This is a genomic window from Allokutzneria sp. NRRL B-24872, assembly GCF_002155965.1.
Classification (GTDB): domain Bacteria; phylum Actinomycetota; class Actinomycetes; order Mycobacteriales; family Pseudonocardiaceae; genus Allokutzneria.
Map to the genome: position 1 here is coordinate 1 of NZ_MUMH01000124.1, position 25,829 is coordinate 25,829.

Annotated in this window: 27 protein-coding genes; 6 read left to right on the forward strand and 21 right to left on the reverse strand. The window is 71.5% G+C overall.

Features of this window, described 5'->3' with window-relative positions; all coding sequences use genetic code 11:
• Positions 1-741 (forward strand): AarF/UbiB family protein (locus CCN37_RS28320; protein ID WP_168200901.1); only part of this gene is annotated, 741 nt, incomplete at its 5' end.
• Positions 742-763: 22 nt separating this feature from the next.
• Here the strand turns inward: CCN37_RS28320 and CCN37_RS28325 are convergent.
• The 9 genes from CCN37_RS28325 to CCN37_RS28365 all read right to left on the reverse strand — a co-directional run bounded on the left by CCN37_RS28325 (position 764) and on the right by CCN37_RS28365 (position 8,992).
• On the reverse strand, positions 764-946 hold the full coding sequence (locus CCN37_RS28325; protein ID WP_086826599.1) for a hypothetical protein: 183 nt from the start codon (positions 944-946) through the stop codon (positions 764-766).
• 9 nt (positions 947-955) lie between these two features.
• Positions 956-1,840 carry a trans-aconitate 2-methyltransferase gene (locus tag CCN37_RS28330; protein WP_086826601.1) on the reverse strand — a complete coding sequence of 295 codons (885 nt, stop codon included), beginning with the start codon at positions 1,838-1,840 and terminating at the stop codon, positions 956-958.
• A gap of 290 nt (positions 1,841-2,130) precedes the next feature.
• A complete protein-coding gene (locus CCN37_RS28335) occupies positions 2,131-2,355 on the reverse strand; it encodes a hypothetical protein (protein WP_086826603.1) in 225 nt (74 codons plus the stop codon).
• Entirely contained in the window at positions 2,352-2,681 is a 330-nt protein-coding gene (locus CCN37_RS28340; RefSeq protein WP_210408251.1) for a WhiB family transcriptional regulator, read from the reverse strand. Before CCN37_RS28340 ends, CCN37_RS28335 begins: the two co-directional genes overlap by 4 nt.
• Positions 2,682-2,837: 156 nt before the next feature.
• Complete coding sequence (locus CCN37_RS28345; RefSeq protein ID WP_086826607.1) at positions 2,838-3,101, reverse strand: hypothetical protein; 264 nt, start codon at positions 3,099-3,101, stop codon at positions 2,838-2,840.
• A 127-nt stretch (positions 3,102-3,228) separates the two neighbouring features.
• On the reverse strand, positions 3,229-5,385 hold the full coding sequence (locus CCN37_RS28350) for an ATP-dependent DNA helicase UvrD2 (protein WP_086826609.1): 2,157 nt from the start codon (positions 5,383-5,385) through the stop codon (positions 3,229-3,231).
• 78 nt (positions 5,386-5,463) lie between these two features.
• Positions 5,464-6,354: an NAD(+) diphosphatase gene (gene nudC, locus CCN37_RS28355; protein WP_086826611.1), complete on the reverse strand. Its 891-nt coding sequence runs from the start codon at positions 6,352-6,354 to the stop codon at positions 5,464-5,466.
• On the reverse strand, positions 6,351-7,709 hold the full coding sequence (locus tag CCN37_RS28360; RefSeq protein ID WP_086826613.1) for a pitrilysin family protein: 1,359 nt from the start codon (positions 7,707-7,709) through the stop codon (positions 6,351-6,353). The genes nudC and CCN37_RS28360 overlap by 4 nt, the downstream gene beginning before the upstream one ends.
• Entirely contained in the window at positions 7,706-8,992 is a 1,287-nt protein-coding gene (locus CCN37_RS28365; protein WP_086826615.1) for a pitrilysin family protein, read from the reverse strand. The genes CCN37_RS28360 and CCN37_RS28365 overlap by 4 nt, the downstream gene beginning before the upstream one ends.
• A 112-nt stretch (positions 8,993-9,104) precedes the next feature.
• Here CCN37_RS28365 and CCN37_RS28370 point away from each other — a divergent pair, with 112 nt between their 5' ends.
• Positions 9,105-10,055 carry a neutral zinc metallopeptidase gene (locus CCN37_RS28370; RefSeq protein WP_168200902.1) on the forward strand — a complete coding sequence of 317 codons (951 nt, stop codon included), beginning with the start codon at positions 9,105-9,107 and terminating at the stop codon, positions 10,053-10,055.
• Here the strand turns inward: CCN37_RS28370 and CCN37_RS28375 are convergent.
• From CCN37_RS28375 to CCN37_RS28395, 5 genes are all read right to left on the reverse strand, one after another.
• Positions 10,048-10,392 (reverse strand): VOC family protein, encoded by a 345-nt coding sequence (locus CCN37_RS28375; RefSeq protein WP_086826619.1) that lies wholly within the window; start codon positions 10,390-10,392, stop codon positions 10,048-10,050. The genes CCN37_RS28370 and CCN37_RS28375 overlap by 8 nt on opposite strands.
• 54 nt (positions 10,393-10,446) lie before the next feature.
• A complete protein-coding gene (locus CCN37_RS28380) occupies positions 10,447-11,166 on the reverse strand; it encodes an ESX secretion-associated protein EspG (protein ID WP_086826621.1) in 720 nt (239 codons plus the stop codon).
• 98 nt (positions 11,167-11,264) lie between these two features.
• Positions 11,265-11,735 carry a hypothetical protein gene (locus CCN37_RS28385; protein WP_086826623.1) on the reverse strand — a complete coding sequence of 157 codons (471 nt, stop codon included), beginning with the start codon at positions 11,733-11,735 and terminating at the stop codon, positions 11,265-11,267.
• A 28-nt stretch (positions 11,736-11,763) separates the two neighbouring features.
• Positions 11,764-12,831, reverse strand: a complete 1,068-nt coding sequence (locus CCN37_RS28390; RefSeq protein WP_086826625.1) for a TrkA family potassium uptake protein — start codon at positions 12,829-12,831, stop codon at positions 11,764-11,766.
• Complete coding sequence (locus CCN37_RS28395) at positions 12,828-13,628, reverse strand: M20/M25/M40 family metallo-hydrolase (protein WP_168200903.1); 801 nt, start codon at positions 13,626-13,628, stop codon at positions 12,828-12,830. Before CCN37_RS28395 ends, CCN37_RS28390 begins: the two co-directional genes overlap by 4 nt.
• Positions 13,629-13,712: 84 nt before the next feature.
• Between CCN37_RS28395 and CCN37_RS28400 the strand changes: the two genes are divergently transcribed.
• Positions 13,713-14,093 (forward strand): hypothetical protein, encoded by a 381-nt coding sequence (locus CCN37_RS28400; protein ID WP_086826629.1) that lies wholly within the window; start codon positions 13,713-13,715, stop codon positions 14,091-14,093.
• A 1-nt stretch (position 14,094) separates the two neighbouring features.
• Here CCN37_RS28400 and CCN37_RS28405 read toward each other — a convergent pair whose 3' ends face one another.
• Together CCN37_RS28405 and CCN37_RS28410 are read right to left on the reverse strand one after the other, a co-directional pair.
• The gene (locus tag CCN37_RS28405) at positions 14,095-14,649 is read right to left on the reverse strand and encodes a hypothetical protein (protein WP_086826632.1); all 555 of its coding nucleotides are present in this window, start codon (positions 14,647-14,649) and stop codon (positions 14,095-14,097) included.
• A 54-nt stretch (positions 14,650-14,703) separates the two neighbouring features.
• Positions 14,704-15,264 carry a hypothetical protein gene (locus CCN37_RS28410; RefSeq protein ID WP_086826636.1) on the reverse strand — a complete coding sequence of 187 codons (561 nt, stop codon included), beginning with the start codon at positions 15,262-15,264 and terminating at the stop codon, positions 14,704-14,706.
• A 228-nt stretch (positions 15,265-15,492) separates the two neighbouring features.
• On the opposite strand from CCN37_RS28410, the gene CCN37_RS28415 reads away from it, so the two are divergent.
• The gene (locus CCN37_RS28415; RefSeq protein WP_086826638.1) at positions 15,493-16,017 is read left to right on the forward strand and encodes a hypothetical protein; all 525 of its coding nucleotides are present in this window, start codon (positions 15,493-15,495) and stop codon (positions 16,015-16,017) included.
• On the opposite strand, the gene CCN37_RS28420 is transcribed toward CCN37_RS28415, so the two are convergent.
• From CCN37_RS28420 to CCN37_RS28430, 3 genes are read right to left on the reverse strand one after another with little or no spacing between them, the layout of a single operon-like run.
• Entirely contained in the window at positions 15,972-16,493 is a 522-nt protein-coding gene (locus tag CCN37_RS28420; protein ID WP_086826640.1) for a MarR family winged helix-turn-helix transcriptional regulator, read from the reverse strand. The genes CCN37_RS28415 and CCN37_RS28420 overlap by 46 nt on opposite strands.
• A 9-nt stretch (positions 16,494-16,502) precedes the next feature.
• On the reverse strand, positions 16,503-19,745 hold the full coding sequence (locus CCN37_RS28425) for an ATP-dependent helicase (RefSeq protein WP_086826642.1): 3,243 nt from the start codon (positions 19,743-19,745) through the stop codon (positions 16,503-16,505).
• On the reverse strand, positions 19,742-22,933 hold the full coding sequence (locus CCN37_RS28430) for an ATP-dependent DNA helicase (protein WP_086826644.1): 3,192 nt from the start codon (positions 22,931-22,933) through the stop codon (positions 19,742-19,744). Before CCN37_RS28430 ends, CCN37_RS28425 begins: the two co-directional genes overlap by 4 nt.
• 164 nt (positions 22,934-23,097) lie before the next feature.
• Between CCN37_RS28430 and CCN37_RS28435 the strand changes: the two genes are divergently transcribed.
• Positions 23,098-24,048 carry a chitinase gene (locus tag CCN37_RS28435; RefSeq protein ID WP_086826646.1) on the forward strand — a complete coding sequence of 317 codons (951 nt, stop codon included), beginning with the start codon at positions 23,098-23,100 and terminating at the stop codon, positions 24,046-24,048.
• Between the two features lie 35 nt (positions 24,049-24,083).
• On the forward strand, positions 24,084-24,422 hold the full coding sequence (locus CCN37_RS28440) for an MGMT family protein (protein ID WP_086826649.1): 339 nt from the start codon (positions 24,084-24,086) through the stop codon (positions 24,420-24,422).
• A 79-nt stretch (positions 24,423-24,501) separates the two neighbouring features.
• Here CCN37_RS28440 and CCN37_RS28445 read toward each other — a convergent pair whose 3' ends face one another.
• Both CCN37_RS28445 and CCN37_RS28450 read right to left on the reverse strand, forming a co-directional pair.
• Positions 24,502-24,813 (reverse strand): tetratricopeptide repeat protein, encoded by a 312-nt coding sequence (locus CCN37_RS28445; RefSeq protein WP_210408243.1) that lies wholly within the window; start codon positions 24,811-24,813, stop codon positions 24,502-24,504.
• Positions 24,810-25,781: a pirin family protein gene (locus CCN37_RS28450; protein ID WP_086826653.1), complete on the reverse strand. Its 972-nt coding sequence runs from the start codon at positions 25,779-25,781 to the stop codon at positions 24,810-24,812. The genes CCN37_RS28445 and CCN37_RS28450 overlap by 4 nt, the downstream gene beginning before the upstream one ends.
• Between the last annotated feature and the right edge of the window lie 48 nt (positions 25,782-25,829).

Genomic DNA, 25,829 nt, shown 5'->3' on the forward strand with positions numbered 1-25,829 from the left:
CGCGAGCGGATGGTGGAGGAGCTGGACTACCGCATCGAGGCGGACAACCAGCGGGCCTTCGCCAAGGGCTTCGTCGACGACGAGCACATCGTCGTGCCCAGGGTGGTGGCCAGCGCGCCCAAGGTCATGGTCTCGGAGTGGGTCGAGGGCACACCGCTGGCGGCGACGATCAAGGACGGCACGCGGGAGGAGCGGGACGCGGCGGGCCACCTGCTGTCGCTGTTCCACTTCTCGGCGCCCGAGCGGAGCGGTCTGCTGCACGCCGACCCGCACCCCGGCAACTTCATGACGCTGCCGGACGGCAGGTTGTGCGTGATCGACTTCGGCGCGGTCGCGCGGTTGCCGGAGGGGCTGCCGCACACGCTCGGCGTGCTGACCAGGCTGGCGTTGCAGGGCAGGTCCGAGGACCTGATGCAACTGCTGCGCGCCGAGCGCTTCCTCGGTCAGGACACCGACCTGGACGCGCAGGACGTGCTCAGCTACCTGGCACCGTTCGTCGAGCCGATGGGTGCGGAGCGGTTCCACTTCACCAGGAGCTGGTTGCAGCGCCAGGCGGAGCGGATCAGCAACCTGCGCGGAGCGGACTTCCGCACCGGGCGGTTCCTCAACCTGCCGCCGAGCTACCTGCTGATCCACCGGGTGACGATGGGCTCCATCGGCATCCTGTGCCAGCTGGACGCCGAGGTGCCCGCGCGCGAGATCGTCACGCGCTGGCAGCCCGGTTTCGCCGAAGAGGACTGACTCACCCCGGCAACGGGACGCGTCAGGCCCACCACTCGCTGGGCAGCTTGCTCTCGATGTCGCGCACGTGCGTCCGCGCGCAGGCGGGGCACAACCAGCGGGTGCGGCCGCTGTCCCGATCGCTGACCCAGGCCAGCGCCGCGGTCGGATCGCCGTCGAGGTCGCGGACGGTGCCGCAGCGGTGGCAGGCGACGGGCTCGTTCATGGCTGGAGGCTACGCGAGCGGCCTGCGGCCGAGGTGGACCGTGTTGGCCTGCAACCAGAACAGGTCCTCGCGGTCAACGAGGCTGAGCTGGTCGCCGGGGTCGAGCATGCGGTCGAGCAGCGCGGTGTCCTCGGCGGAGCACCAGCCCTCGGTGGTGTCGCGCAGCCAGCGGACGCGGTCGATCACGGTCGTGCGGTCGGCGTCGCTCAGCGGGGCCGGGCGGTCGAAGAGATAGCTGAAGGCGGTCACGTCGACGAGGCCGACGCCGCGGAGCACGCTGCTCCAGCCCTCGGTCAGCGGGATCGAACCGCTCATCTCAGCGCGCATCGCCTTGAACCACTGGGTGTTCGCCACGTCCAGCCGCTGCTGCAGGCCGGGTTCGCCGACTCCGAGATCGTTGGCGAGGAAGCGCGAGGGCAGGCCACCCTCGGCCAGCGCCAAGCGGCCGCCGGGAGCGAGTGAAGCGGCGAGGTTGCGCACTCCCTGCCGTTCGTCGGGCAGGTGGTGCACGACGTGCGATGCCCAGATGAGGTCGGCGGCGGGCAGTCGCCGGGCCAGCTCGGGGTCGGCGGCGTCACCGTGCACGACGACCACCTCGATCTCGGCGCCCGCCACCGCGCGGACGCTCTCCTCGGCCGCGGCGAGCAGGTCCGGCACCGCGTCGACCAGCACCACGATGGCGCCGGGTTTTCCGGCCGCGCGCAGCGCCTCGGCGAAGGAACTCGCCCAGCCGCCGGAGCCGGAGCCCATGTCGATCACCGTGCGAACGCTGTCGTCGACCAGGCGCGCGGCGACCTCTGCGCGCGCCGTCGCGGTCAGCAGGTCCGCCCTGCGCAGCTCGGTGAGCCGGCTCGGCCAGTCGATGTTGTCGTGCGCGTGCGCGTGGGAGCCCATGGGCTGACCGTACCGACGCGCGCGAGCGGGTTGCCCGACTCGGCCGGGCCGTTGCCCCGCAAGAGGTTGAGCCCGATACGGCCGTCGTTGAAGACAGTTGAGGGGGCTGAACACCGGTGAACCCGATGGTGCGCGGGCACCGTCCTCGCCGACGTTTCCGCGTGGCTGGCGAGCGTGAGGTGGGGAAACGGCGACGGGCGCCGTCCTGGGAGGACGACGCCCGTCATCTCGTGCTCATCGGATCGAAGTGGATCTTGTTGGGGCGGAGGGGTTTCCGCCCCGGCGCGGGATCAGAGCGTGGACCGGTGCCGGTCCGCCCTGCGGTTGGCCACCGACGCCAGCCACTGCCACCGCTGCGCGGCGGACATGCGACGGGCTTGTCGCTCGTGCGCGGCGGAGTGCTCCGCCTCCCGCATTCGTTGACGGGTTAGATGCTCATGGAGAAACATGTTCGAAGCCACCCTTTGGTGAAGATCGTTGCTGGTCATCGCGTCGAAGTAGATGTGGTCGTTCATGCGGCTGCCTCCTGCTTCGCGGTGACGCCCGTGGCGCCGACGGTGGTCTCCTTGCGCGGACGGCCACGGGGCCGCTTGCGTGCGATCACCGCGCCGCGCTCGAAGATCTCCCCACCCCAGACGCCCCAGGGCTCGCGCCGCGCGAGCGCTCCGGCCAGGCACTCGGCCCGGACGGGGCAGTCGACGCAGAGCGTCTTGGCGCGGTCGAGGTCGGACGGGGTGTCGGCGAACCAGAGGTCAGCGTCGCCGACTCGGCAGGGCAGGTTGCTCGCCGCGTCGAAGACGTCGGCGGTTCCGTAGTCGGGAACGGACCCGACCTCGGGGATCGTTCCGCAAGGCGGAACGGTCGCGGTCAACACAGTGTTCTCCTCGGTTGTTCTGTGTTTTCGGGTGTTTCTCGGGGTGTTTCCGGGTGTGGAAATGACGAAGGCCGCGAACCGACTTGCGGTCCGCGGCCTTCGTGAGCCTGTGTCCTGACGGTGTCAGGGACTTCGGTCCACTGGTACGGACGAGCAAGCACGGACGTTCTGCCGAACATCAACGGGCTGGTCTTCACGGGTCACGTGCAGAGCGACGGACGGGGCGGCAACGGGCAGACCGGTGCCCAACGGCTTCAGCGCGACTGGGGCGGTGATGGTCCACGCGCCACCCCTGGACTTCATGCCGCTGCCGATGGGCGCGGACATGCCAATGACCCCGGCGAAGGAGGGGTAGCCCGCGAGCGAGAGGTTCTTGGTGATCTTCACTGCGGCCACCTCCTTTCCGAGGTCATCTGGGCCCGAGCGAACTCGGGCGTTTTCACGTGTGGATGTCGGGAGCCGGGGCTCCCGTCCCTTGCAGGCTATGTCTCGCGTGCCAGGGCGTGCAACCGAATTATTCGAGTTGGTCTTCACTCGCCCGGATGAGTGACGGCGAGCCACCGTCCGAGCCCCCAGCGTGCACGAGATCGAGCACGTCAGAACCATACTTGTCCAACTTCGACGCGCCAATACCCGAGATGCCCACAAGGGCGGCGACCGTCGTCGGGCGCTGCTCGGCGATGGCCATCAGGGTCGCGTCCGTGAACACCACGTAGGCCGGGACCTTGAGCTGCTTCGCGCGGTCGGCGCGCCACACCTTGAGCCTGCCGAGCAGTTGTTCGTCCACATCGGACGGACAGCTCGCGCACCTGCCGAGCTTGACCGCGACGCTGCCGATGAGCGGCCCGGCGCACGTGCGGCACTCCGGTTTCGCGGCGTCCCGGCGCAGCGAGGACGCGCCGGCGACCGTGCCCTTGGCGGGCAGGGCGGCCGGGTGGTCGTCGGGGACGAGCCCGTAGAGGAAGCGGCTGCGACGCCTCGGCCTGCCGCCCCCACCGGCCGAGCGCATCAGCGCCCAGGACAGCCACAGGTGCTCGCGGGCCCGCGTGACGCCGACGTAGAAGAGCCTGCGCTCCTCCTCGATCCCTTCGGAGCCACCCGAACTGTCGGAGAGCACGTGCTGGATCGGCAGGGTGCCCTCGGTGAGACCGACGAGGAACACCGCGTCCCACTCCAGGCCCTTCGCCGCGTGCAGCGAGGCGAGCGTCACGCCCTCCACGGTCGGCGGGTGCTGGGCCTCCGCGCGCAGCACCAGCTCGCCGACGAAGCGCGGCAGGTCGGCGTCCTCGACCGCGGCGGCGAACTCCTCGGCCAACTCGACGAGCGCGAGCAGGGACTCCCACTTCTCCCGCATCGCGCCACCGGTCGGCGGCTCGTCGGTGAGGCCGATGGTGGAGAGCAGCTTGCGCACCACGTCCGGCAGCGTGTTCGCGCCGATCTCCAGCTCTCCGTTGGAGCGCAGCACGTGCATGGCCTGGCGGACCTCCGGGCGGTGGAAGAACCGCTCCCCGCCGCGCACCTGGTACGGGATCTCCGCCTCGGTCAGGGCCTGCTCGTAGACCTCCGACTGCGCGTTGACGCGGTAGAGCACCGCGATCTCGCTCGCGGAGACGCCCGCGTCGAGCAGCTTGCGGATGCGCCGGACGACCGCACGCGCCTCGGCGTTCTCGTCGTCGAACTCGGCGAAGTGCGGTTGCGGGCCGTCGGGGCGCTGGCCGATCAGCTGCAGGCGCGAGCCGGCCGGGCGTCCGCGCGCGGCGCCGATGACCTTGTTGGCCAGCGCCACGACCTGCGGGGTGGAGCGGTAGTCGCGTTCGAGCCGGACCACGACGGCCTCGGGGAAGCGCTTGGAGAAGTCCAGCAGCGGGCGCGGGGACGCTCCCGCGAAGGAGTAGATCGTCTGGTTCGCGTCGCCGACCACGGTGAGGTCGTCGCGGTTGCCCAGCCAGGCGTCGAGCACGCGCTGCTGGAGCGGGGTGACGTCCTGGTACTCGTCGACAACGAAGCAGCGGTAGCGCTCGCGGAACTCCCCGGCGACGTCGTGGTGCTCCTCCAGCACGGCGGCGGTGTGCAGCAGCAGGTCGTCGAAGTCCAGCGACCGCGCGCGTGTCTTCAGGGCCTCGTAGCCCGCGTACACGGCGGTGACCTGCTCAGCCGGGCCCGGGATCTCGCGGCCGATCTTGGCGGTGGCCGTGCCGTAGTCGTCGGGGGTGATCAGCGACGCCTTGGCCCACTCGATCTCGCTGGCGAAGTCGCGCAGGGACTCGCGGTCGGTCGGGGCGCCCGCGCGCTGCGCCGCCTGGCCGACGAGGCGGAGCTTGCCGTCCAGCAGCTCCCACGGCGCGTCGCCGACGACCCTGGGCCAGAAGTAGCGCAGCTGGCGCAACGCGGCGGCGTGGAAGGTCCGCGCCTGCGCGCCTTGGACGCCGAGCGCGCGCAGGCGTGTGCGCATCTCGCCCGCCGCGCGCGCGGTGAAGGTGACCGCGAGGACCTGGCCCGCCGCGACGTGACCGTTGTTGACCAGGTGCGCGATGCGGCGGGTGATCGTCCGCGTCTTGCCGGTGCCCGCGCCCGCGAGGACGCAGACCGGGCCGCGCGGCGCGTGCACCGCTTCCCGCTGCTCGGGATCGAGTCCCTCGCTCAGCCTGTTCGCGTGCTCCGAGTCGCCCACCGCCCCATACTCGCAGAGGCCGCGCGCCGGAGGGACGCGCGGCTCAGCGTGGGTGGATTTTGTTTCACAGGAACACGTTCAGAGCTGGACGTTCGCCCACGCGGCGAGCATGCGGTGGGCGATGGAGCTGGCGCCGGGCAGGCCGAGACCGGGGATGGCCCCGCCCGCCGCGAAGGCCGCGCGGACCTCGTCGCGGTGCACCCACTTGGCGTGCTCGATCTCGCCCTCCGCGAGCACAAGAGGCGCGTCGCGGTCGGCGAGCGCGGAGAAGCCGACCATCAGCGAGCGCGGGAACGGCCAGGGCTGGCTGCCGAGGTAGCGGACGGAGCGGACGGCGACGCCGACCTCTTCGCCGACCTCGCGCTCCACGCACGCCTCCAACGACTCGCCGACCTCGACGAAGCCCGCGAGCACCGAATACCGCTCGGCGGGCCAGACCGGCTGGCGCGCGAGCAGGACGTGCGAATCGCCGTCGTGCACGAGACAGATCACGGCGGGGTCGGTGCGCGGGTACTCCTCGTGCCCGCACCCCGTGCACCGCCGAGCCCAGCCCGCGCGCACGGCCTCCGTCGGAGAACCGCAGCGCGCGCAGAAGTTGCTGAGGTCGTGCCACGCGAGCAGGCCGACGGCGGCGGTCATGAGCCCGGCGTCGGTGTCGCTCAGCAACGCCCCGCACATGCGCAGGTCCTGCCAGTCCTCCGCACCGGGACCGCGAACGGCCCAGTACGCGGTGTCGTCCTGCACGCCGAGGAACACCGCGCCGTCCACGGGCGCCTCGCCGAGGTCGCTGGTGCGGCCGAGGTGCAGCACGTCGTCCACGAGCCGGGCGCGGCCGCGCTCGTCGATCACGACGAGAGCGGCCTCCTTCCACCCCTTGGCGAGCAGTTCGACGTCGTCCCGCGAGGCGTCCGCTCTGTCCACAGTGGACCGCGACAGGGCGGGTAATCCGTCGAGCGCGAAGTCCGTCACGAGAGGACGACACCTCCGAGCCCGCGCAGCGGTGCCTCCAGCGTCGAGGCGTCGCCGACGACCACGCCGGTCCACGCGGTCGGCCGGAAGAACTCGGCTGCGGCCTCGGCGATCTGCTCGGCGGTGACCTTGCGCAGGCGGTCAGGGTGCGCCCACAGCCACTCCGCGCCGAGGCCGACCGACGCCAGCCCCGCGAGGTTGCTGGCGAGCCCGGCCTGCGAGGAGACGCCGATGGACAGCGAGCCGACGAGGTAGCGGCGCACGGTGTCGACCTCGGACTCCGTCGGCGGCACCAGGCACATCCGGCCGAGCTCGTAGCGCGCTTCGAGGACGGCGGGCGCGGTGACCTCGCTCGCGGTGTCCCCGCTGAGGATCAGCGTCGCCTTGCCCGGCGTGAACTCGAACATCGAGTGCACCGAGTACGTGTAGCCCTTGTCCTCGCGGAGGTTCTCGACCACGCGCGAGGAGAAGAACCCGCCGAAGGCGACGTTGGCCATCTGCAGCGCGGGGTAGCGCGGATCGGTGCGCGGAACCGCCTGCGTGCTCAGCCGCAGCTGCGACTGCACGGCGCCCGGACGGTCGACGAGGCGCAGGTCGCCGCCCGCGATGTCCGGCAGCTGCGGCATGTCCACCGCGCTGGCGTCGGACTTCCACCCGGTGAGCTTCTCCGCGATCTGGTCGACGGCCCGGCGCGGATCGACGTCGCCGACGATCACGAGCACGGACCCGCGCGGGAGCACGGCGGTGCGGTGCAGCTCGCGGACGTCCTCGACGGTGACGGCCGCCGCGGCCTCCTCGGTCGGCACCTCCCTGGTGAACGGGTGGTCGCCGTAGCGGTGGCGCTGCAACGCTTCCCGGGCGATCGTGCCGGGCTGCGAGCGCATCAGCGAGATCGAGCTGACCAGTCGCTCGCGCTCGCGGTAGACCTCCTGCTCGGGGTACGCCGCCGCGGTCAGCAGGTCGGCGAGGACGTCCAGCTGGAGGTCAAGGCCCTCGACGAGGCCGTTCCAGGCCAGCGTGAGGTGCTCGGGGTCGACACCGACGCTCAGCGCGGCACCGACCCGGGCCAGGTCGCTGTCCAGCTCGACCATCGTGCGGTTGGCGGTGCCCGCGAGCAGCGTCGCGGACAGCAGCTCGGCCTGCGCGGCGTGCTCGGGCCGCTCCCCCGCGAACGGGACGGTGAGCCGGAACTCGACCATGGGCACGGTGGCGCGGCGCGCGGCGATCACGCGCAAACCGTTGTCCAGCACGGTGTCCACGAGCTCGGGCTCGACGGCGGTGCTCTGCGCGAGGAGGTCCGGCAGGGGGCGCGGACCGGCTTCGGTGCGGCCGATCTCGGCGGCGGTGCGAGTCACTTGGCGCCTCCAGCGGGGGTCAGGGTCAGCACGGCGCGGGAGTCGGGCCGCAGGCCCTTGGCGGCCTTCGCCACGTCGTCCGGGGTCACGGCCGCGAGCAGGCTCGGCAGCTCGCCGATGAGCTCGGCTCGGCCGAACAGCAGCTCGGCCGAGCCGTAGTTCAGCGTCCGCGAGGTCAACCGGTCGTGCGCCCCGTGCAGCGTCGCCGCCCAGCGCGCGGTGATCCTGGCCAGCTCGTCGGCCTCGGGACCGTGCGCGGCCAGCCGCTCCAGCTCCTCGTCGATCGCGCCGAGCACTCGCGCCTGCTCGACCTGGCCGGGGTGGATGGCCACGATCGCGAAGGTGTCCGGGTCGCGCGCGTCCAGCGAGCTGCCGAGCAGGCCGCAGCGCGCGCTGATCTCGATCACCAGCTCGTCGCTGTGCACCAGTCGCTGCACCAGTCGCGCCGAGTCACCGTCGCTGAGCAGCGAGGACAGCACCATGTAGGCCAGGTAGCCGTTCATGTCGGTGCTCGGGTCGGGCAGGCGGTAGCCCACGGTCAGGCCGGGCAGCGTCGCGTGCTGGTCGACCTGCTCGCCGCGCAGCTCGGTGGTCGGCAGCGGCTCGGAGAAGGACGGGCGCGGCGGCACCGGGCGGGCCTTGACGTCGCCGAAGTGCTTGTGCACCAGCTCGATCGTCGGCTTGAGCTCGAACTCGCCGGTCACCGTCAGCACGGCGTTGCCCGGCGCGTAGTAGGTGTCGAAGAAGGACGCGCAGTCGTCCAGGGTCGCCTGCTCCAGCTCGGCGAAGTCGCCGTAACCGTTGTGCGCGTTGGCGAAGGTGGAGTACAGCACCGGCGGCAGGGTGATCCACGGGAACCCGCCGTAGGGCCGGTTCAGCACGTTGAGCCGGATCTCCTCCTTGACCACGTCGACCTGGTTGCGCAGGTTCTCCTCGGTGATCTTCGGAGCGCGCATCCGGTCGGCTTCCAGGAAGAGCATCCGCTCCAGCGCCGCGGACGGCGTGACCTGGTAGTAGTCGGTGTAGTCCTGGTGCGTTGAGCCGTTGAAGGTGCCACCGGAGCCCTGGACGTGCCGGAAGTGCGCGAGCTTCTCCAGGCTCTCGCTGCCCTGGAACATCAGGTGCTCGAAGAGGTGGGCGAACCCTGTGCGCCCCTCCGGCTCCGATCGGAACCCCACGTCGTAGTGCACGCTGACACCGACGACGGGCGCTGACGGGTCCGGAGCCAGGAGCACCCGCAACCCGTTGGGCAGGGTGAACCGGTGAAGCTGGGGTTGGGCCATGGCCGCAAGCCTATGCCCGCACGGCCCCGGCGCCTCAGCCTATGCTTTCCAGTGCGCGCCCCGACCCCGGGACGTGCGTCTTCTGCCGGTCCGGCGTGTGGAGGCCCCGACGATGACAGAGCCAGTCGAGCCGCCCCTCGAGGACCCGACGGCGCACTACCGGAGGCGCGGCAACTCGCCCCTGGTGATCACCCTCGTGGTGGTCGGCCTGCTCGTGGGCACCCTCGGCTTCGCCGGGCTGGCTCGCACGTGGGGCTCGACGCCGGACGTCGGCGACCCCGGGCTGGCCGCCGTCCCGCCCGCGAGTTCGAGCGCGGGTCCCGACGAGAAGCCGGTCGCCCGGCCGAAGTACCGCCTCGCCGACCACCCGCTGCTGGCCGAGGGCCTCGGGCTCGGGCCGACCGACTGCCAGCTGCCCGCGTTCGGGCGCACCGAGGACCAGCTGCACGCCTACTACGCCGCCGGGCTGAAGTGCCTGGAGGCGGCGTGGACGCCGGTGCTCCAGGCGGCCAACCTGCCGACGCAGCAGGCGAAGCTGGACACCTCACCGGACCTGCCGCGCAACCCCTGCGGCGAGCCGCCGAACGAGGACGAGGCGATCGCGATGTACTGCGGCGCCAACTTCACGATCTACATGCCGATCACCCGCTTGCAGCGCAACTACGGTTCCGGCCGCTCCGCCGCGTCGGGGCACCTGGCGACGCTGGCGCACGAGTACGGCCACCACGTGCAGGCCGTCAGCGGCATGCTCTCGGCGGCCAACCGGCAGCAGATCGACGCGGGCGAGTCCACCCCGACCGGCCGCGAGACCTCCCGCCGCATCGAGATGCAGGCGACCTGCTTCGCCGGGATGTTCTTCGCCGCCACCTCGGGCCGCGGCTCGGTGACCAAGTCGCTCGCGGACAGCGGGGTCGCGGACTTCCGCAGGATGGACGACACCTCCGTGCAGGGCAGCACGCACGGCAAGGCCAGCAACCAGGCGGCGTGGGCCAAGCGCGGTCACAAGGACAACCGCACGTCCTCGTGCAACACCTGGACGGCGTCCGCCTCCGAGGTCAGCTAGCGGGCGCCTGGGCCAGCGAGAGGCTGTTGCCGTCGGGGTCGAGCACCTCGACGTGGCGCACGCCGTTGCCGTAGGTCTCCACCGGTTCGTGCTCGATGCCGTTGGCGGCCAAGCGCGCCAGGACGTCGTCGAGATCCGTCACGCCGAGCGTGACCATCGCCTTGCCCAGCCGAGCCGCGCGCACGTCGCGGGCGACCACGACGACCCACGCGTTCTCACCGACCTGCCACAGGTGCTCCTCGCCGATCACCTCGTCGGCCGGGCGCCCGAAGAACACCTCGAACCACATCAGGGCTCGGGCGAGGTCGCTCACCGGCATGATGCTGTAGAGGTCCACGCGGACCACTCCTCTCGGTCGTCTCGGAGGGTGGACCGCCGGGACGAGGAGAACTCATCGCGCGGTGTCGGTGAGCAGGCGCCCGACCTGGTTGGTGAGGCGGGCGATGCCGCCGGGGGCGATGGTGGTCCACGCGGGACCGTTGTAGGTGGCGCGCTGCTCGATCAGGTAGCGGCCGTGGTCGGTGTCCACGAACGCGACCGCGTGCCCGCCGCGCTTGCGCCGGTTGGCGTTGTCGCGCACGGCCGAGGTGAACTGGCCGCCGCCGACCACCCCGCTCAGCATCTCGCCGATCATGGCCGCGTCCGCCTGCCCGATCCGCCGCTCCACCAGGCCCGCCGCCAGGTCCTCACCGTCGGCGCACGCGGCGTCGAAGACCGCGCTGGGCAGGCTCACCGAGCGCCCGGGGCCGCCCCGCAGCGAGGGCACCGCGGTGACGATCGTCCTGGTCAGCGCCTTGCCGAAGATGCTGGTGAGAGTGATCTTGGAGCCGTCGCAGACCGCGAGCACGCCCTCGTCGCCGACGCCCGCCGCCATCACGCGGCGGCCGGGGTCCTGGCGCAGGGAGGCGTGCAGCTCCTGGCGGCCGGTGGCCAGCACGGTCAGCAGCTCGCGCAGCCTCGGCTCGACCTGGGCGGGTCCGCTCGCCGCCCTCCCGGTGAAGTGCGCGAAGGGCTCGGGCAACTGCCCCAGGTTGAGCCCGCGCCAACAGCGGTCGAACTCCTCGGCGGTGAGGGCGACGAGCGCCCTCGCCCGCGCGGGTCGGTGCGGCATGGGGCTCCCCTCCACGGCGGGCGGAAATAATTTTCCCGCTCCGACGCGAGCTCACCCGCCCCGGTTCCCACCGTGATGAGGAGGAGATCAGGTGGTGATCAGGCGGGCTGTTCGGTGGCCGTTCGCCGCCTGCCGTACCCGGCGAGCAGCAGCGCGTAGATCGCTCCCGCCACCCCGGCGACCGTGCACAGCACCGCGCGCAGCCGCTGGCCGAGCCCGCTTCCCGCCTGCCCGGTACCGACCACCTGCACGACCAGGTTCTCCGTGACGGCGGGCAGCTTCTGCGGCACCTCGACCTGGAGCTGCTCGCCCTCGCGGCTGCCGCACGCGTCGAGCTTGGCGCGCATCGGCAGCCCGTCCACGCGGATCTCGATCCCGTCCCGCGCGTCGCTGCCGCAGGCGACCGGCGCGACGACGGTGGCCGGCACCCGCCGGGTCGGCGCGAGATCGCCCGACGACGAGCCCGTGACCAGCGGAAGCCCCCACACGACGAGGGCGGCGCCGAGTCCGACAAGGCCGACGACGAGCAGGATCAGTCCCCAGCGGACCGGGGCAGGGCGAGCGACCACACCGAGGATGGTCCCAGACCCGCCTCGGCTAGTCCTCTCCAGCCGGGGTCACCTTGCGGACGTAGAGCAACCGGTCGCCGGATTCGATGGCGTCGGCCTCGGGCGCGTCGACCCGGTAGAGCCGGCCGCCACGCACCACGCCGAGCACGATGTCGGAGAGGTGCCTCGGCGATCCGCCGATCTCGGCGGCCTCGACCTCGCGCTCGGAGATGGCCAGCCCGGCGTCCGGGGTGAGCAGGTCCTCGAACATCTCCACCACCGACGGCGTGGAGGTGGCCATGCCGAGCAGCCTGCCCGCGGTCTCGCTGGAGACCACGACCGAGTCGGCGCCGGACTGGCGCAGCAGGTGGACGTTCTCCGCCTCCCGCACCGCCGCCACGATCTGGGCCTTCGGGGCCAGCTCGCGGGCGGTCAGCGTGACCAGCACGGCGGTGTCGTCGCGGTTGGCCGCGACCACGATGGCCTTGGCCCTGGACGCGCCGGCCAGCCGGAGCACGTCGGAGCGCGTTCCGGAGCCGTGCACGGTGACCAGGCCCTGGGCGGAGGCGGCCTCCAGCGACTCGTGGTCGGTGTCGACGACGACGATCTGCGTGCTCTCGGTCCCCTCCCCGAGCAGCGCGGTGACCGCGGAGCGGCCCTTGGTGCCGTACCCGATGACGACCGTGTGGTCGCGCACCTTGGACCTCCAACTTTGGATCTTGAGAGCCTGCCTGGAGCGGTCGGTGAGCACCTCGAGGGTGGTACCGACCAGGACGATCAGGAACAGCACGCGCAGCGGGGTGATCACCAGGACGTTGATCAACCGGGCCGACGGGGAGGCCGGGGTGATGTCGCCGTAGCCGGTGGTCGACAGCGACACGGTCGCGTAGTAGATCGAGTCGAGCAGCGAGAGCCCGTCCTCGTTGACGTCGCGGTAGCCCTCGCGGTCGAAGTAGACGATCAGCACCGTCGCGATCAGCGCCAGCGAGGCGCCGATGACCCTGCGCACGATGGCGCGGATCGGGCTCATCGTGTGCGTCGGGATCTTCAGCACGCCGACCAGGGCGTGCCCCGGCTTGACGTCGAGGTCGTCGGTCGTGCGACGAAGGCGGATCATGCCGCGCTCCCGTGGTCGAGAAGGTCGATCCCCGCCGGGTTCCGGCGCGGACCGCCCAGGAGACCCGCCAGCCGCACGGCGTTGTGCAGCAGCAGCGAGGTGCTGAGCTGTTCATCCTGCTGGGTGACGTCGGCGGGGTCGGAGGCGGCCCCGCCCAGCACCGGGAGGCCGCTGAGGGCGGGCACGCCCAGCTCGGCGAGCAGCGTGGGCTCGGCGGCGCTCGGCGCGGGGGCGAGCATCAGCATCACCTGGCAGTCCAGCTCCGCCCGGTGCGCATCGACCAGGCGCTCCAGGTGCTCGGAGCCGACCGCGCCCGCGCCCTCGGCGAGCAGCACGACCGTGGCGGCCGGGCGGGTTCTGCCGGTGGCGGCGAGGTGCCCGGCCACGGCCAGCCGCACGGACGTGAGCAGCCCCTTGGCGACCGCGCCCCTGGCGATCAGCGCGCCGTCGCGCAGGGCGGGTTCGAACGGCGGGTGGCTCCAGCCCTGCACGTCGCGGATGGGCGCGACGTCGTGGTGGCCGTAGACGAAGACCGTGGGGCCGTCGCCGCGCCAGACGGCGTGCACGGCGGGTCGGGCGTAGCCGTCGTCCCAGATGCGGGCTTCCGGCCAGCCGTCGCGGCGCAGCGCGGTCGCGAGCCAGCGCGCTGAGCGCAGCAGGTCGTCGCCGTGGGCGGGATCGGCACTGATGGAGGGGATGGTCAGCCAGTCACGCAGGTCCGCGAGGTAGGACTCGGCACGGGCCGAGACCTCCTGTGCTTCGGCGGAACCCGCGCCCAGATGGTGCGAGTCGGTCACGGAGCGGGAGGTTAGGGCATGTGAGCGGCCCACGGGCTGTGATTCCCCGCGCGTCGTGCGCACCACGGGAGTTACCGTTCAGTAATGGCAGCTGACAAGCAGACCTCGGCCGTGGTGCTCGCGGCCTTCCTCGGCGGCATGGGCGCGCTGCACTTCGTGAAGCCGGAGCCCTTCGACGCGATCGTGCCGAGCCGGTTGCCCGGCTCGGCACGACTGTGGACCCACCTCTCCGGCGTCGCCGAGCTGGGGTGCGCGGCGGCCGTGGCCCTTCCGCGCACCCGCAGGTTCGGCGGGCTGCTGAGCGCGGGCCTGTTCGCGGCGGTTTTCCCGGCCAACGTCAAGATGGCTTACGACTACCGGGACAAGCCCGCCAAGCAGCGGCTGATCGCCTACGCGCGATTGCCCTTCCAGGTGCCCCTGGTGTTGTGGGCGTTGAGCGTGCGGAAACGCGCCCTCGGGAAATGACTCAGTAGTAGAGGACGTCCCAGTGCGGCGGGTTCGCCTCACGGGTGTAGATGTTCCCGGCGGCCGAGCGGTACTGCTCGACACCGAACGTGGGCGTGCGCTTGGTGAAGCTGCGCCGGATGTAGCCCTCGATGCAGTCGTTGCGCCGGAAGTCGACCTTGTAGCCGTTCCAGTGCGAGTACGTGCCGCCGCCGTGGCCGGTCTCGGTGCCGCCGGTGAGGTGCAGCGCGCACCCGCTGGAGCGCTTGAGCACGATGACCTGGTCGATCGTGCCGGAGAAGATCTGGTCGAACGACGTGCAGTTGGGGTTGTTGCGGTCCGAGCAGTTGCCGCTGGAGCCCCAGGTGATGCCCGCCGCGCGCAGCCGCGAGGTCGCGGTGGCGTGGCTGATCTTGGTGCCGCTCCGCGCGCTCGGCGGGGCGTCGTCGCCGAGCCGGACGGCCTCGGGCGTGGCCAGTTCGCTGGCCCCGTGCGGCACGGATGCCGAGGCCTGCGGGAGGAGGGTCAGGGTGGCGCTCGCCGCGAGGACGAGCGCGCCCAAGACGCGCCTGGACATGGTTCTCCTTCAAGAAGTGCGTGCAGGGGGTGAGGGAGGGGAACCAGGCGCGGCTCACCAGTAGAGAACGTCCCAGTGGTTGCTCTCGTTGGTGTAGATGTTGCCGCTGGGCGCCTTGTACTGCTCGATGCCGAAGGTCGGCGGCACGACCTTGGTGAAGGTGCGGCGGATGTAGCCCTCGACGCAGGTGTTGCGCCGGAAATCGATCTTGTAGCCGTTCCAGTGCGAGTAGCCCGCGTGCGAGCCGTGCGCGTCCTCGGTGCCACCGGTGGCCACGAGCGCGCAGCCGCTGGCCCGACGCAGCGTGATGATGCCGTCGATGGTCCCGGAGTTGATCTGCTCGAAGGACGTGCAGTTCGGGTTGAGGCGGTTCGAGCAGTTGCCGCTGGACCAGATGCCGATCCCGGCGGCGGTCAGCCTGGCGGCCGCGGTGGCGTGGCTGAGCTTGACGCCGCTGCGGTCCTGGGCGGGCGGGGTGAAGCCAGCGAGGCGCTGGGCCTCGGGAACGCCGGCCTCGGTGCCCGGCAGGGCGGAGGCGAGCGCGGAGGGCCCGGGCAGCAGGGTGGCGGCGACGGCCGCGATCCCGAGCGTGGTGATGATCGAGCGCAGGTTCATCGACCTGACTCCTTCACGTGTCGACGCCCCGGCCTGCGGTGCAGGGGGTGCAGGGGGGCGCTGGTCACCCGATGGGGCGACACGCGGTGGAGAGTCGACAGGGTTACTAAAATTTCGGTGAATGCGCGCCAAAATCCGCAGGTAGTCCGGGGTAAGGCGCCAAATGCCAATTGCACTTGCTCCGCCACGGCCTCCACAAGGCGATGCTCCTGGGCCTACGATGCCCCGGTGCCGCCTCTCGAACACGCCGCGACCGCACTCGGCTGGCACGGCGTGGTCGTCCCAGACGTGTCAGTGCTGGGACAACAGGTCTCCGCCGTCGTCCGGATCAGGAGCGACGTGCACGAGTGGCGCGCGCGCAACGGCTGGCCACCGGAGTCGGACCCCTCGTGGTTCCGCTCCTGGTTCGAGCCGAGCTTCCACGACCAGGTCCCGGTGCCCGCGGTGGAGCTGCTCGGCGTGCTGGTGTTCGAGTCCTCGGTGGACCGGGCGCTGACCTCCTGCGGCACGCTGATGACCCTCGCGCCGTGCGCGGTGGTGCTGCCCTCGCCGCAGCCCGAGGACCCCTGGCGGATGATCGAGCTCGACTACTACGGCATCGGCGTGGTCACCGCGGACGGCACGGGCGCGACCGCTCTGGTGCCGCCGGAGGACCGCTCCGGGGAGTTCGGCCCGTCGCTGTTCGGCCGCTGGCTGCTGGAAGTCCTCTACGAGCGCACGCTGGAGCTGGCGCACCAGCCGTCCCCGCGCTGACGCCCCAGGTCCTCCAACCGCGTCCCCAGCCGCCCCAGCAGGGCGCGCAGGGTGATCAGCTCCTCCTCGGCGAGGCACGAGCGCACCTCGGCGTCGGCCTCCGCGACCTCGGCGCGCAGCGTGGTGAGCAGCGCGCGGCCCTTGCGGGTCAACGACAACCGCACGCACCGCCGGTTGTTCTCCGGCACGATCCGCTCGACCAGCCCGGTCGCGACCAGCTTGTTGATCTGCCTGGTCAGCGTGGGCGCCTCGATCTCCAACCTGGCGGCCAGCTCGGAGTTGCCGCGCGCGCCCGTGCCGAGTTCCTGGAGCGCGAGGAAGCCCGCGAAGGTCAGCCCGCGCGCGGCGAGCAGGCGGTCGAGGTGGCAGCGGATGGCCCTCGCGACGACTGTCAGCTCTCTGCCGACACAGGACCACGCGCCGTTCTCCGGGTCGAGCAGGACAGCAGGCTCGCGGCTGGCGGAAGAGGCGGGCACGGCGCCAGATTAGCCGGGTCGCGGCACCGAGCGGAGCAGCCCGCGCAGCCCCTCCGCGTCCAGCAGGTCGGTGGGGCGCAGCGTGTGGTCGTGGCGGACGTAGTGGAACGCGGCGCGGACGCGCTCCAGCGGCACCTCGCGCAGGCTCGCCCACGCCAGCCGGTACGCGGCCAGCTGCACGGTCACGGCGGGCAGGTGCTCGGAGTCGGGCACCGCGCCGGTCTTCCAGTCCACCACCGTCCAGCCGCCGTCCTTGTCGGCGAAGACCGCGTCCATCCGGCCGCGCACCGCGATGCCGTCGACCTCGGTCTCGAACGGCACCTCGACCTCCTCGGGCGTGCGGTCGGCCCACTCGCTGGCCAGGAACGAGCGCTGCAAGTCCTCCAGGTCCGCGTCGGGCACCGCGGTCTCGTCGGCCGCGCCGGGCAGCTCGTCGAGGTCCAGCAGCCGCGTCGCGCCGAAGCGCCGCTCCAGCCACGCGTGGAAGGCGGTGCCTCGGCGCGCGGTCGGGTTCGGCGGGAACGGCAGCGGACGGCGGAGCCGCCTGGCGAGCGCAGCCGGGTCTGCGGCCAGCTCGACCAGCTGGCTCACCGAGAGCTGTGACGGCAGGACGACCTGTTCGCGCCTGGTCGCCGCTGACGCGCGCTCTTCCAGCAGGACGTCCACGTCGCGCGCCCAGCCCTCGGGGTCGTCCTCCTCGTCCACCTCGGGCGGCGGCTCCTGGAGGGCGGCGCGCACCATGTCCGCGCCTCGCTGCACCGCGGCGCGTCTGCGAGACAGGGGATCGTGCGGCCACTTCGCGCTCTTCGTGGCCTGGGCCAACGGGTTTCCCTCGTCGAGCACGGGCTCCGGCGCCCAGTGCTGCACCGATCCGATCTCCGGCGATTCGACCATCGCGGCGTGGATCTCGGTGAGGAAGTCCGACGGCCCGCGCGGCTTCTCCCCCGTCTCGCCCCACCAGTGCCCGGACACCAGCAGCGCGTGCTCGGCGCGGGTCAGCGCGACGTAGAGCAGCCGTCGCTCCTCGATCAGCCTGCGCTCCTCGAAGTCCTCTTCGTGGATCTTGAGCGCGGTCTCGATCTCCTTGCGGTTGGCGCAGCTCTCCAGCGACAGCGTCGGCAGGTCCTGCGAGTCGCCGCGCAGCTCGGCGGGCAGCTGCTGCGGAGTGCGCAGCCAGCTGGACGACTTCTTCTTGCCTGGGAACACATCCCGGCCGAGGTGCGGCACCGCGACGATCTCCCACTCCAGCCCCTTGGCGGAGTGCACGGTCAGGATCTGCACGCGGTCCTCGGCGACCTCGACCTCACCCGGCTCCAACCCGTCCTCGGCCCGCTCCGCCGCGCTGAGGAAGTCCAGCAGCGACGGCAGCGTGGCGGACGGGCTCGCCGAGGCGAAGTCCGCGACGACGTCGGCGAAGGCGTCGAGCTGGGCGCGGCCGATCTTGTTGGGCCGGGCCAGGGTTTCGATGTCCAGCAACAGGTTCCGCTCGACGTCGGCCACCAGCTCCGGCAGCGGTTGGTCCATCCTGCGGCGGAGCGCGGCCAGCTCGCGGCCGAGCTTGCGAACTCGTTTGAAGCCCTCCTCGGAGTACGCCTCGGCGTCTCCGGGGTCGTCCACCGCGTCGACCAGACCGGCCAGTTCGGCGTGCTCGCCGGGCAGCGCGTCGGCGATGGCGTCGGTCCCGGTCGGCTTCGCGTCGGCCCCACCGGCGAGGAACTTCGCGCGATCCCACAGCGCCGCGATGTCAGAAACGCCCATGCGCCAACGAGATCCGGTCAGCAGCCGCATCGCCGCCGTGCCCGCGAGCGGGTCGACCAGCACGCGCAGGGCGCTCACCAGGTCGCGCACCTCGGGCTCGTCGAGCAGTCCGCCGAGGCCGACGACCTCGACCGGGAGCCCCCGATCCCGCAGTGCCGTCGCGATCTCGGCCATGTCCGATCTCCGCCGCACGAGCACCGCCGCGGTCGGCGACTCCCCCGTGGCGTCCACTCTGGACTCCCAGTAAGCGGAGATCGTGTCCGCCATCCAGTCCAGTTCCTGCTGCACATCTGGCAGCAGCGCCACGCGCACGTCGCCCGGTCCGGCGTTGTCCTTGGCGCGCAGGGGTTCCACGTCGAGCCCGGCCGTGCGCAGCGGCTCGGACACCGCGTTGGCCAGCGCCAGGACCTGCGGTGGGTTGCGGAAGCTCGTGAGCAGGCCGTAGCGCCGCGCGGGCTCAAGTCGATCTTCGCCGTAGCGCGGGAAGTCGGTCGCGAAACGCGGCAGGTTCGCCGCGCTCGCGCCGCGCCAGCCGTAGATCGCCTGAGCCGGATCACCCACTGCCGTAACGGGAACCGGCGTGCGGTGGCCACCGCCGAACAGCGCGCGGAGCAACACGCGCTGCGCGTGCCCGGTGTCCTGGTACTCGTCCAGCAGCACCGCGCCGTAGCGCTCGCGCTCGCCGGTCACGACCTCCGGATGCTCTTCCGCGAGGCGCGCGGCCATCGCCATCTGGTCCGCGAAGTCCATCGTCGCCTCGCGCCGCTTCCTCGCCGCGTACTCCTCGACGAGGGGCAGCAGTGCGATCCGCAGCCTTTGTGCGGCAAGGACTTTCTGCATGTCCTGGCTCAGCTCGTTGCGCTGGCGAGGCCCCTTCGGCGCGCTCTCGACGGCCCGGCAGAACGCCTCCGCGTGCGTGCGCAGGCGTTCCGGGCTGACGAGGTGTTCGCCGAGTTCACCCGCGAGCGCGAGCAGGTATCCGGTCACCGTGGACGGCACCTTGTCGGTGTTGATGTCCTCGGTCCACGATGAGACAACGCGATGCGCGAGCTGCCAGGAAGCCGTCTCGCGCAGCAGTCGCGCGCCGGGCTCGACCGGCAGGCGCAGCCCGTGCTCGCCGACGAGCCGCCCCGCATAGGCGTGGTAGGTGAGCACCGTGGGTTCGCCGGTCAGCACCGCGTTTCTGCGTTCACCACTGGGGTCCAGGTCTTCGAGCAGCCCAGAACCCGCCAGCCGCCGCAACCTCAGCCGCACGCGATCGGCGAGCTGACGAGCTGCCTTGCGGGTGAACGTCAAGCCCAGCACGCGATCCGGCGTCACGAGGCCGTTGGCGACGAGCCAGACGACTCGCGCCGCCATCGTCTCGGTCTTGCCCGCGCCCGCGCCCGCGATCACCAAGGCGGGCTCGGTGGTAGCGGCGATCACCTCGGCCTGTTCGGGTGTCGGGGGGTGCAGGCCGAGGGCTTCCGCGATGCGGGCCGGGCTGGCGGTCACTCCGTGACCTGTCGACCCGAAGGCTGAATCGGGCAGCAAGTCCTTGCGGGACAACGAGAGCAGTCCGCGTTTTCGGTCACCGTGTACTCCGGCCCGACGCAGGACGCCGCGGCCGCGTGCACCACATCGGTCCACGCCTTGACGGCCTGCTCGTCCAGCGGCGGCTGCACGCGCTCAGCGGCTCCGGTCTTCTTGTCGTCCTTGGACACGAACAGCAGGCGCGCGCCGCCGGGCTCCGTGCCCAGCCCGAGCTTGGTGAACGCGCCGAGCGCCACCGCGAGCTGGTAGACCGCGAGCTGCGGGTGCTCTTCCGCGTCGGCCTTGCTGACCGGATTGCGGCCGGTCTTGACGTCCACCACGACCGCGCGGCCGTCCTTGTCCACGTCGAGCCGGTCGACGCGACCGCGCACCTTCAGCCACGGACCGCCCGCTTTCGGTTGCATCGTCACCGAAAGCTCGTTCTCCACCGCGACCTGGGTGAGCTCCGCACGGCTGCTCGACAACCACGTCATGAAGGCGGTCAGCATGCCTTCGACACGCGTCCGCTCCTTGCGCGAGAACCACGGCGCTCCGGCGTCCACCGTCGCCCACGCCTGGTCGAGCGTCTTGCGCAGCGTGTCGTTGTCGGCCCCTTCAGCAGCGGCCTGCACCAACGCGTGCACCAGCGAGCCGGTGATCGAGGCCAGCTCGGCGGAGTCCTGCCCGCCGTGGCGCTCCACCATCCAGCGCATCGGGCAGCGCGTCAGAACGTCCACTGTGGACGGAGAAACCGAGACGGTGTCACTCTCTGTCCACAGTGGAGCGTCCGTGGAGGTTTCCGGGAGCCCGTACCAGTTGTCCGGGTGCGCTCCGGGAACTCCGGCCTGCGCGAGCTTCGCCAGCTGCGCGGCGGCGCGGGCCTTCTTGTCCGGCTCAGCGTCCTTGTCGCACACCACCGAGCGCAGTTCACCGACGAGCTCGGCGAGCACGAGCCCGCGTTCCGGCTTCGCGATCGGGCGCGGCGCTTCCTCGGTGCCGAACTGGTCGAAGCCGTCCAATTCGTCGAGGAACCGCGAAGGCTGCTCGTCCTCGCCGCGAACGGCGCTGACCAAGAGCTTCTTCTTCGCCCGGCTGGCCGCGACGAGCAGCAGCCTGCGCTCCTCGGCCAGGATCGGCGCGGTGGCGGAGAGCTTGTCCGACGGCTCCAGCCCGGCGAGCTGGTCGATGAGCTTTTCCACGCCCAGCAACGATCCGCGCAGCCTCAGGTCCGGCCAAGCGCCTTCCTGCACGCCGGGCACCGCGACGACCGTCCACTCGCGACCGACTGCGGCGTGCGCGGTGAGCACCGCGACCGACTCGCCCTTCGGCGCTGCGGCGGCCAGCGTGTCACCCGCGATCTGTTGCGCGGTCAGGTAATCCGCGAATCCGGCGACGTCCTGGCCGGGCAGCCGATCGGTGTAGCGAGCCGCCGCGTCGAACAGCGCGACGATCGCGTCCAGGTCTCGATCCGCTTGCGCACCGGTCGGTCCCGGACGCGCGGCCTGCCTGGTCCAGCGGATCTCAAGGCCGCTCGCCTGCCACACCTGCCACAGCACGTGCTCGACGCTGGCGTGCTTCGCGATCGCCTCCCTGGCGATCTGGATCAGCCCCGAGACCTTGCGCGCGGGCGCCGCCGCCAGATCTTCGAGCCCCGCGAGCTGATCCGGCTCCTGAAGGACGTCGACCAGCAGGTCACCGCTCGGCCGATCACTGCCCGCGGCGAGTTCAAGCCGCCGGAGTCCACGCCGCAACCGCCGCAGCGCCAACGGGTCCGCGCCGCCGAGCGGGCTCGACAGCAACGCCGCCGCCACCTCGGGGTTCAGTTCCTCCGGCCGCGCCGCGCAGCGCAACAACGTCAGCAGCGGCCACACCGCGCTCTGTTGCGGCAACGGCAACTCGTCCAGGTCGACGTTCACCGGAACGCCCGCCGCGAGCAACGCCCTCCGCAGCACCGGGAGCACCAGGCTCGTCGACCGCGCCACCACCGCCATCTCCGACCACGGCACCTCGTCGATGAGGTGCGCGCGGCGCAGCTGATCGGCCACCCAGGACGCCTCCTGCGCGCCCGATGCGAACAACTTCACCGCGACCTCGCCGGGCTCTTGGTCCTCCGGTCCGGTCAAAGTCCTTGCCGCGCCTGGCAAACGAGCCATCAGCCGACGAACGGCCTCGCGCACGGCGGGGCTCATCCGGTGATCCGTCGAGAGCGTGACCGTGCGCCCAGGAGCATCGCGCAACAGTTGCGGATCGGCTCCACGGAAGGAGAACACCGCCTGGTCCGGGTCTCCGGCGAGCACGAACTCCCCCGCCGAGTCGCCGATCACGCGGATCAGCTCGAACTGTTGCGGGTCAAGGTGTTGCGCGTCGTCCACGAGCAATAGCCGCACCCTGGCGCGCTCGCGCTCCAGCAGCTCCGGCTCCAAGTGCAGGACTCCCAGCGCCGAGCCCACCAGCTCCGCCGCGTCGAGCGCGGGCGCCGTCGCCTGCGGCGCCTCCGAGCCGACCGAGCCGCGCAGCAGCTGCACCTGCTCGTACTGCGCGCCGAACGTGCCCGCCGCGACCCATTCCGGCCGACCGTGTTCCCTGCCCAGCTCGACCAGGTCCTCCGGTCCTAACCCGCGCTCCGCCGCGCGCAGCAACAGGTCTCGCAGCTCAGCCGCGAAGCCGGGCACCGCGATCGCGGGCCGCAACCGGTCCGGCCAGTAGTCCGCGTCGTCCTCGATGTCACCCGCGAGCAGTTCGCGCACCACGACGTCCTGCTCCGGCCCCGACAGCAGGCGCGGCGGCGGCAGCTCGAAGGTCGTCGAGTGCAGACGCAACACCGCGAAGGCGTAGGAATGAACCGTGCGCACGAGCGGCTCACGAATCGTGCGCAAGGGACTGTCAACGCGCGCTTCGCTGATCAGCGAGGTGATGTGCGCCCGCATCGCCGTCGCCGCTTTCCGGTTCGTGCACAGGACCAGCACGTTCTCCGGATCGAGGCCCCGGTTGAGGATGCGGTCGGCGGCCACCTCGGCCAGCAGCGTGGTCTTGCCCGTGCCTGGTCCGCCGAGCACCCGCACCGCTGCGCCAGGGTTGTCGAGCACGCGCCGACCCGCGACGTCCCACTCGGGACGCCGCCTGATCCGGTCCGACCCGCGTACCAGGGTCGGCGCGTGAACTGCGGGCACGCTCCGATGCAATCACGCTGCCCTGACGACGCCCAGCACCGGGTGCCCGTGTCGCCCTACGAAGGGATGGTTGACAGCCCCAGTGGTCTAGTCCACCGTGGAGAGCGCTTACCGCTCGCTCGGTTCGCCGCCTCGACGCGAGTCCCCCCTGCACTGGAGGACCCATGAGGTTTCTGCGGCGAACCACGCTCTGCGCGCTCAGCGCCATCGCCGTCATCGGCACCGCTACCCCCGCTACTGCGGCTGCGGTCAACCCCGTCACCGCATCGCCCTACCTGTACAGCTGGGGCAGGACGATCAACGCCGTCGACGTGATGCGCCAGACCGGCGTGAAGTCCTTCACCCTGGCCTTCGTGCTCTCCGACGGCGGCTGCAACCCGAAGTGGGACGGCACCCAGGAGCTGTCGTCGAAGTCCGCGCTGATCAACCAGATCCGCGGCGCCGGCGGCGAGGTCGTCCCGTCCTTCGGCGGCTGGTCCGGCAACAAGCTCGGCGACCGCTGCGGCAGCGCCAGCGCGCTGGCCGGGGCCTACCAGAAGGTGATCGACGCGTTCCGCCTCAGCGCGATCGACATCGACATCGAGAACACCGAGTTCCACAACCCCGCTTCGCAGGACAAGGTGCTCGGCGCGCTGAAGATCGTGAAGGACCGCAACCCCGGCGTGCAGACCGTGATCACCATGGGCACGGCCAAGAACGGCCCCGACGCCGACGGCCAGCGCCTCATCCGCCGCGCCCGCGAGCTCGGCGCCAACGTCGACGTGTGGACCCTGATGCCGTTCAACTTCGGCGGCGGCAACATGGTCACCGACACCATCAGCGCCGTCGACAACCTGCGCTCGCGGCTGAGCAGCACCTTCGGCTACTCCACGGCCGATGCCTACGGCCGCAGCGGCATCTCGTCCATGAACGGCAAGACCGATCAGAACGAGACCGTCACCGCGGCCAACTACACCGCGATGCGCGACTACGCTCGCCGGAACCACTTGGGGCGCTTCACGTTCTGGGCCCTCAACCGCGACTTCGGCAACTGCGGAGCGGCGGGCTCCAACTGCTCCGGCATCAACCAGGGCACCTACGAGTTCACCCGCATCACCGCCGGCTACACGGGCTGATCCGCGTTGTCGGTGCCCTGCGCGACAATCGGGGCGTGGACGAACAGATGCACGAGCGCGTGCGGGACGTGATCCGCTCCATCCCGGTCGGCCAGGTCGCGACCTACGGTGACGTGGCGGCGGTGGCGAAGGCCCCGTCGCCGCGCGTCGTCGGCCGCATCCTCGCCGAGGACGGGCACGACCTGCCGTGGCAGCGCGTCCTGCGGGCGAACGGCACCCCCGCCCCGCACCTCGCCGACGAGCAGCTCCAACTCCTCCGCGCCGAGGGCGTCGCGATCCTGGACGGCAAGATCGACTTCGCCGCCCACCGCTGGGAGGAGTCGCCCACCGCCGACGCGAAGGCGGAGGACGACCCCCAACCCGGCCTCTTCTAACCCGGGTCCCTCCTCCTCGCGTTTTGGCAACTCGTTGTGATTTGAGAGCGCTCCCCATCACAACAAGTTGCCAAAAGGTTCAGATGGCGGCGCCGAGGGCTGCGGCGAGCTTGAGTTCGACGGCGGCCTCGGAGTGCCGGGACAGCCGCGTCAGCGTGCGGCCGAGCAGCAGGCGCGCGTAGCCGTCGGACGGGTCCAGCCGCACCAGCTCACGCGCCACGGTCTCGGCGCGGCCGAGCGAGGCGGACTGGAAGTGCGCCAACGCCAGCTCCTCCAGCACCGCGCGGTTGGTCGGCTCCTCAGCCGCGGCGCGAGCGAGGAAGCGCGCGGCTCCGCTCGGGTCCCCGGCCTCGCGGAACATCCGCCCGCGCTCGAACAGCTCCATGCTCATCCGTACACCTCCTCGTCGGTCGGACCCCGGTGGGCGATGCGCTCCGCCGGGATGGTCCCGAGGCGGCCCGCCTGGTAGTCCTCCATCGCTTCGATGATCTCCGCGCGGGTGTTCATCACGAACGGCCCGTAGCGCGCGACCGGCTCGTTGATCGGACGTCCGCCCAGCACGAGCACGTCCCAGTCGGTGTGCGCCCGCATCGTCAGGGCCGCGCCCGCGTTGAACACGCCGAGCTGCCCCTCCTCCAACGGCCGCCCCTCAACACCGATGGCGCCACGCCCGTTGAGCACGTAGACCATCGCGTTGAACTCGCGCGGCCACGACAGGTCGAGCTGAGCGCCCGCGCTGACCGTGGCGTGCAGGTAGGTGATCGGCGTCCACGTCACGCCGGGGCCGTCGTGCCCGTCGAGCGAGCCGGCGATCACCCGGACCAGCGCTCCACCGTCCACACTGGACAGAAGCGTGACGTCCCCGCCGCCGATGTCCTGGTAGCGCGGAGCCGTCATCTTCATGGCACGCGGCAGGTTCACCCACAGCTGCACGCCGTGGAAGAGCCCGCCCTGCGTCACGATCTCCTGCGGCGGCAGCTCGTTGTGCAGAATGCCGCTCCCTGCGGTCATCCACTGCGTGCCGCCGTCCTTGATCACGCCGCCGCCACCGATCGAGTCGGTGTGCTCCATCGCGCCGTCGATCATGTAGGTGACCGTCTCGAAGCCGCGGTGCGGGTGCCACGGGGCGCCCTTGGCCTCGCCCGGCGCGTACTCCACCGCGCCGAGGTGGTCCAGCAGCAGGAACGGGTCGGCCAGGCTCAGGTCGACGCCGGGGAACGGGCGGCGCACGGCGAAGCCCTCGCCTTCGAGGAAGCGCTGCGCCTGCACGACGCGCTTCACGCCGCGCCAGTCGGTCTCCGCACGGGGCAGCTCCGGCAGGCGGGGCAGGGTCAGGGTGTTCGCGGTGACGGCGGGCATGGTGGGCCTCCTCGGTCGACGGCCGTGCACACCCTACAAGCTCGTTGA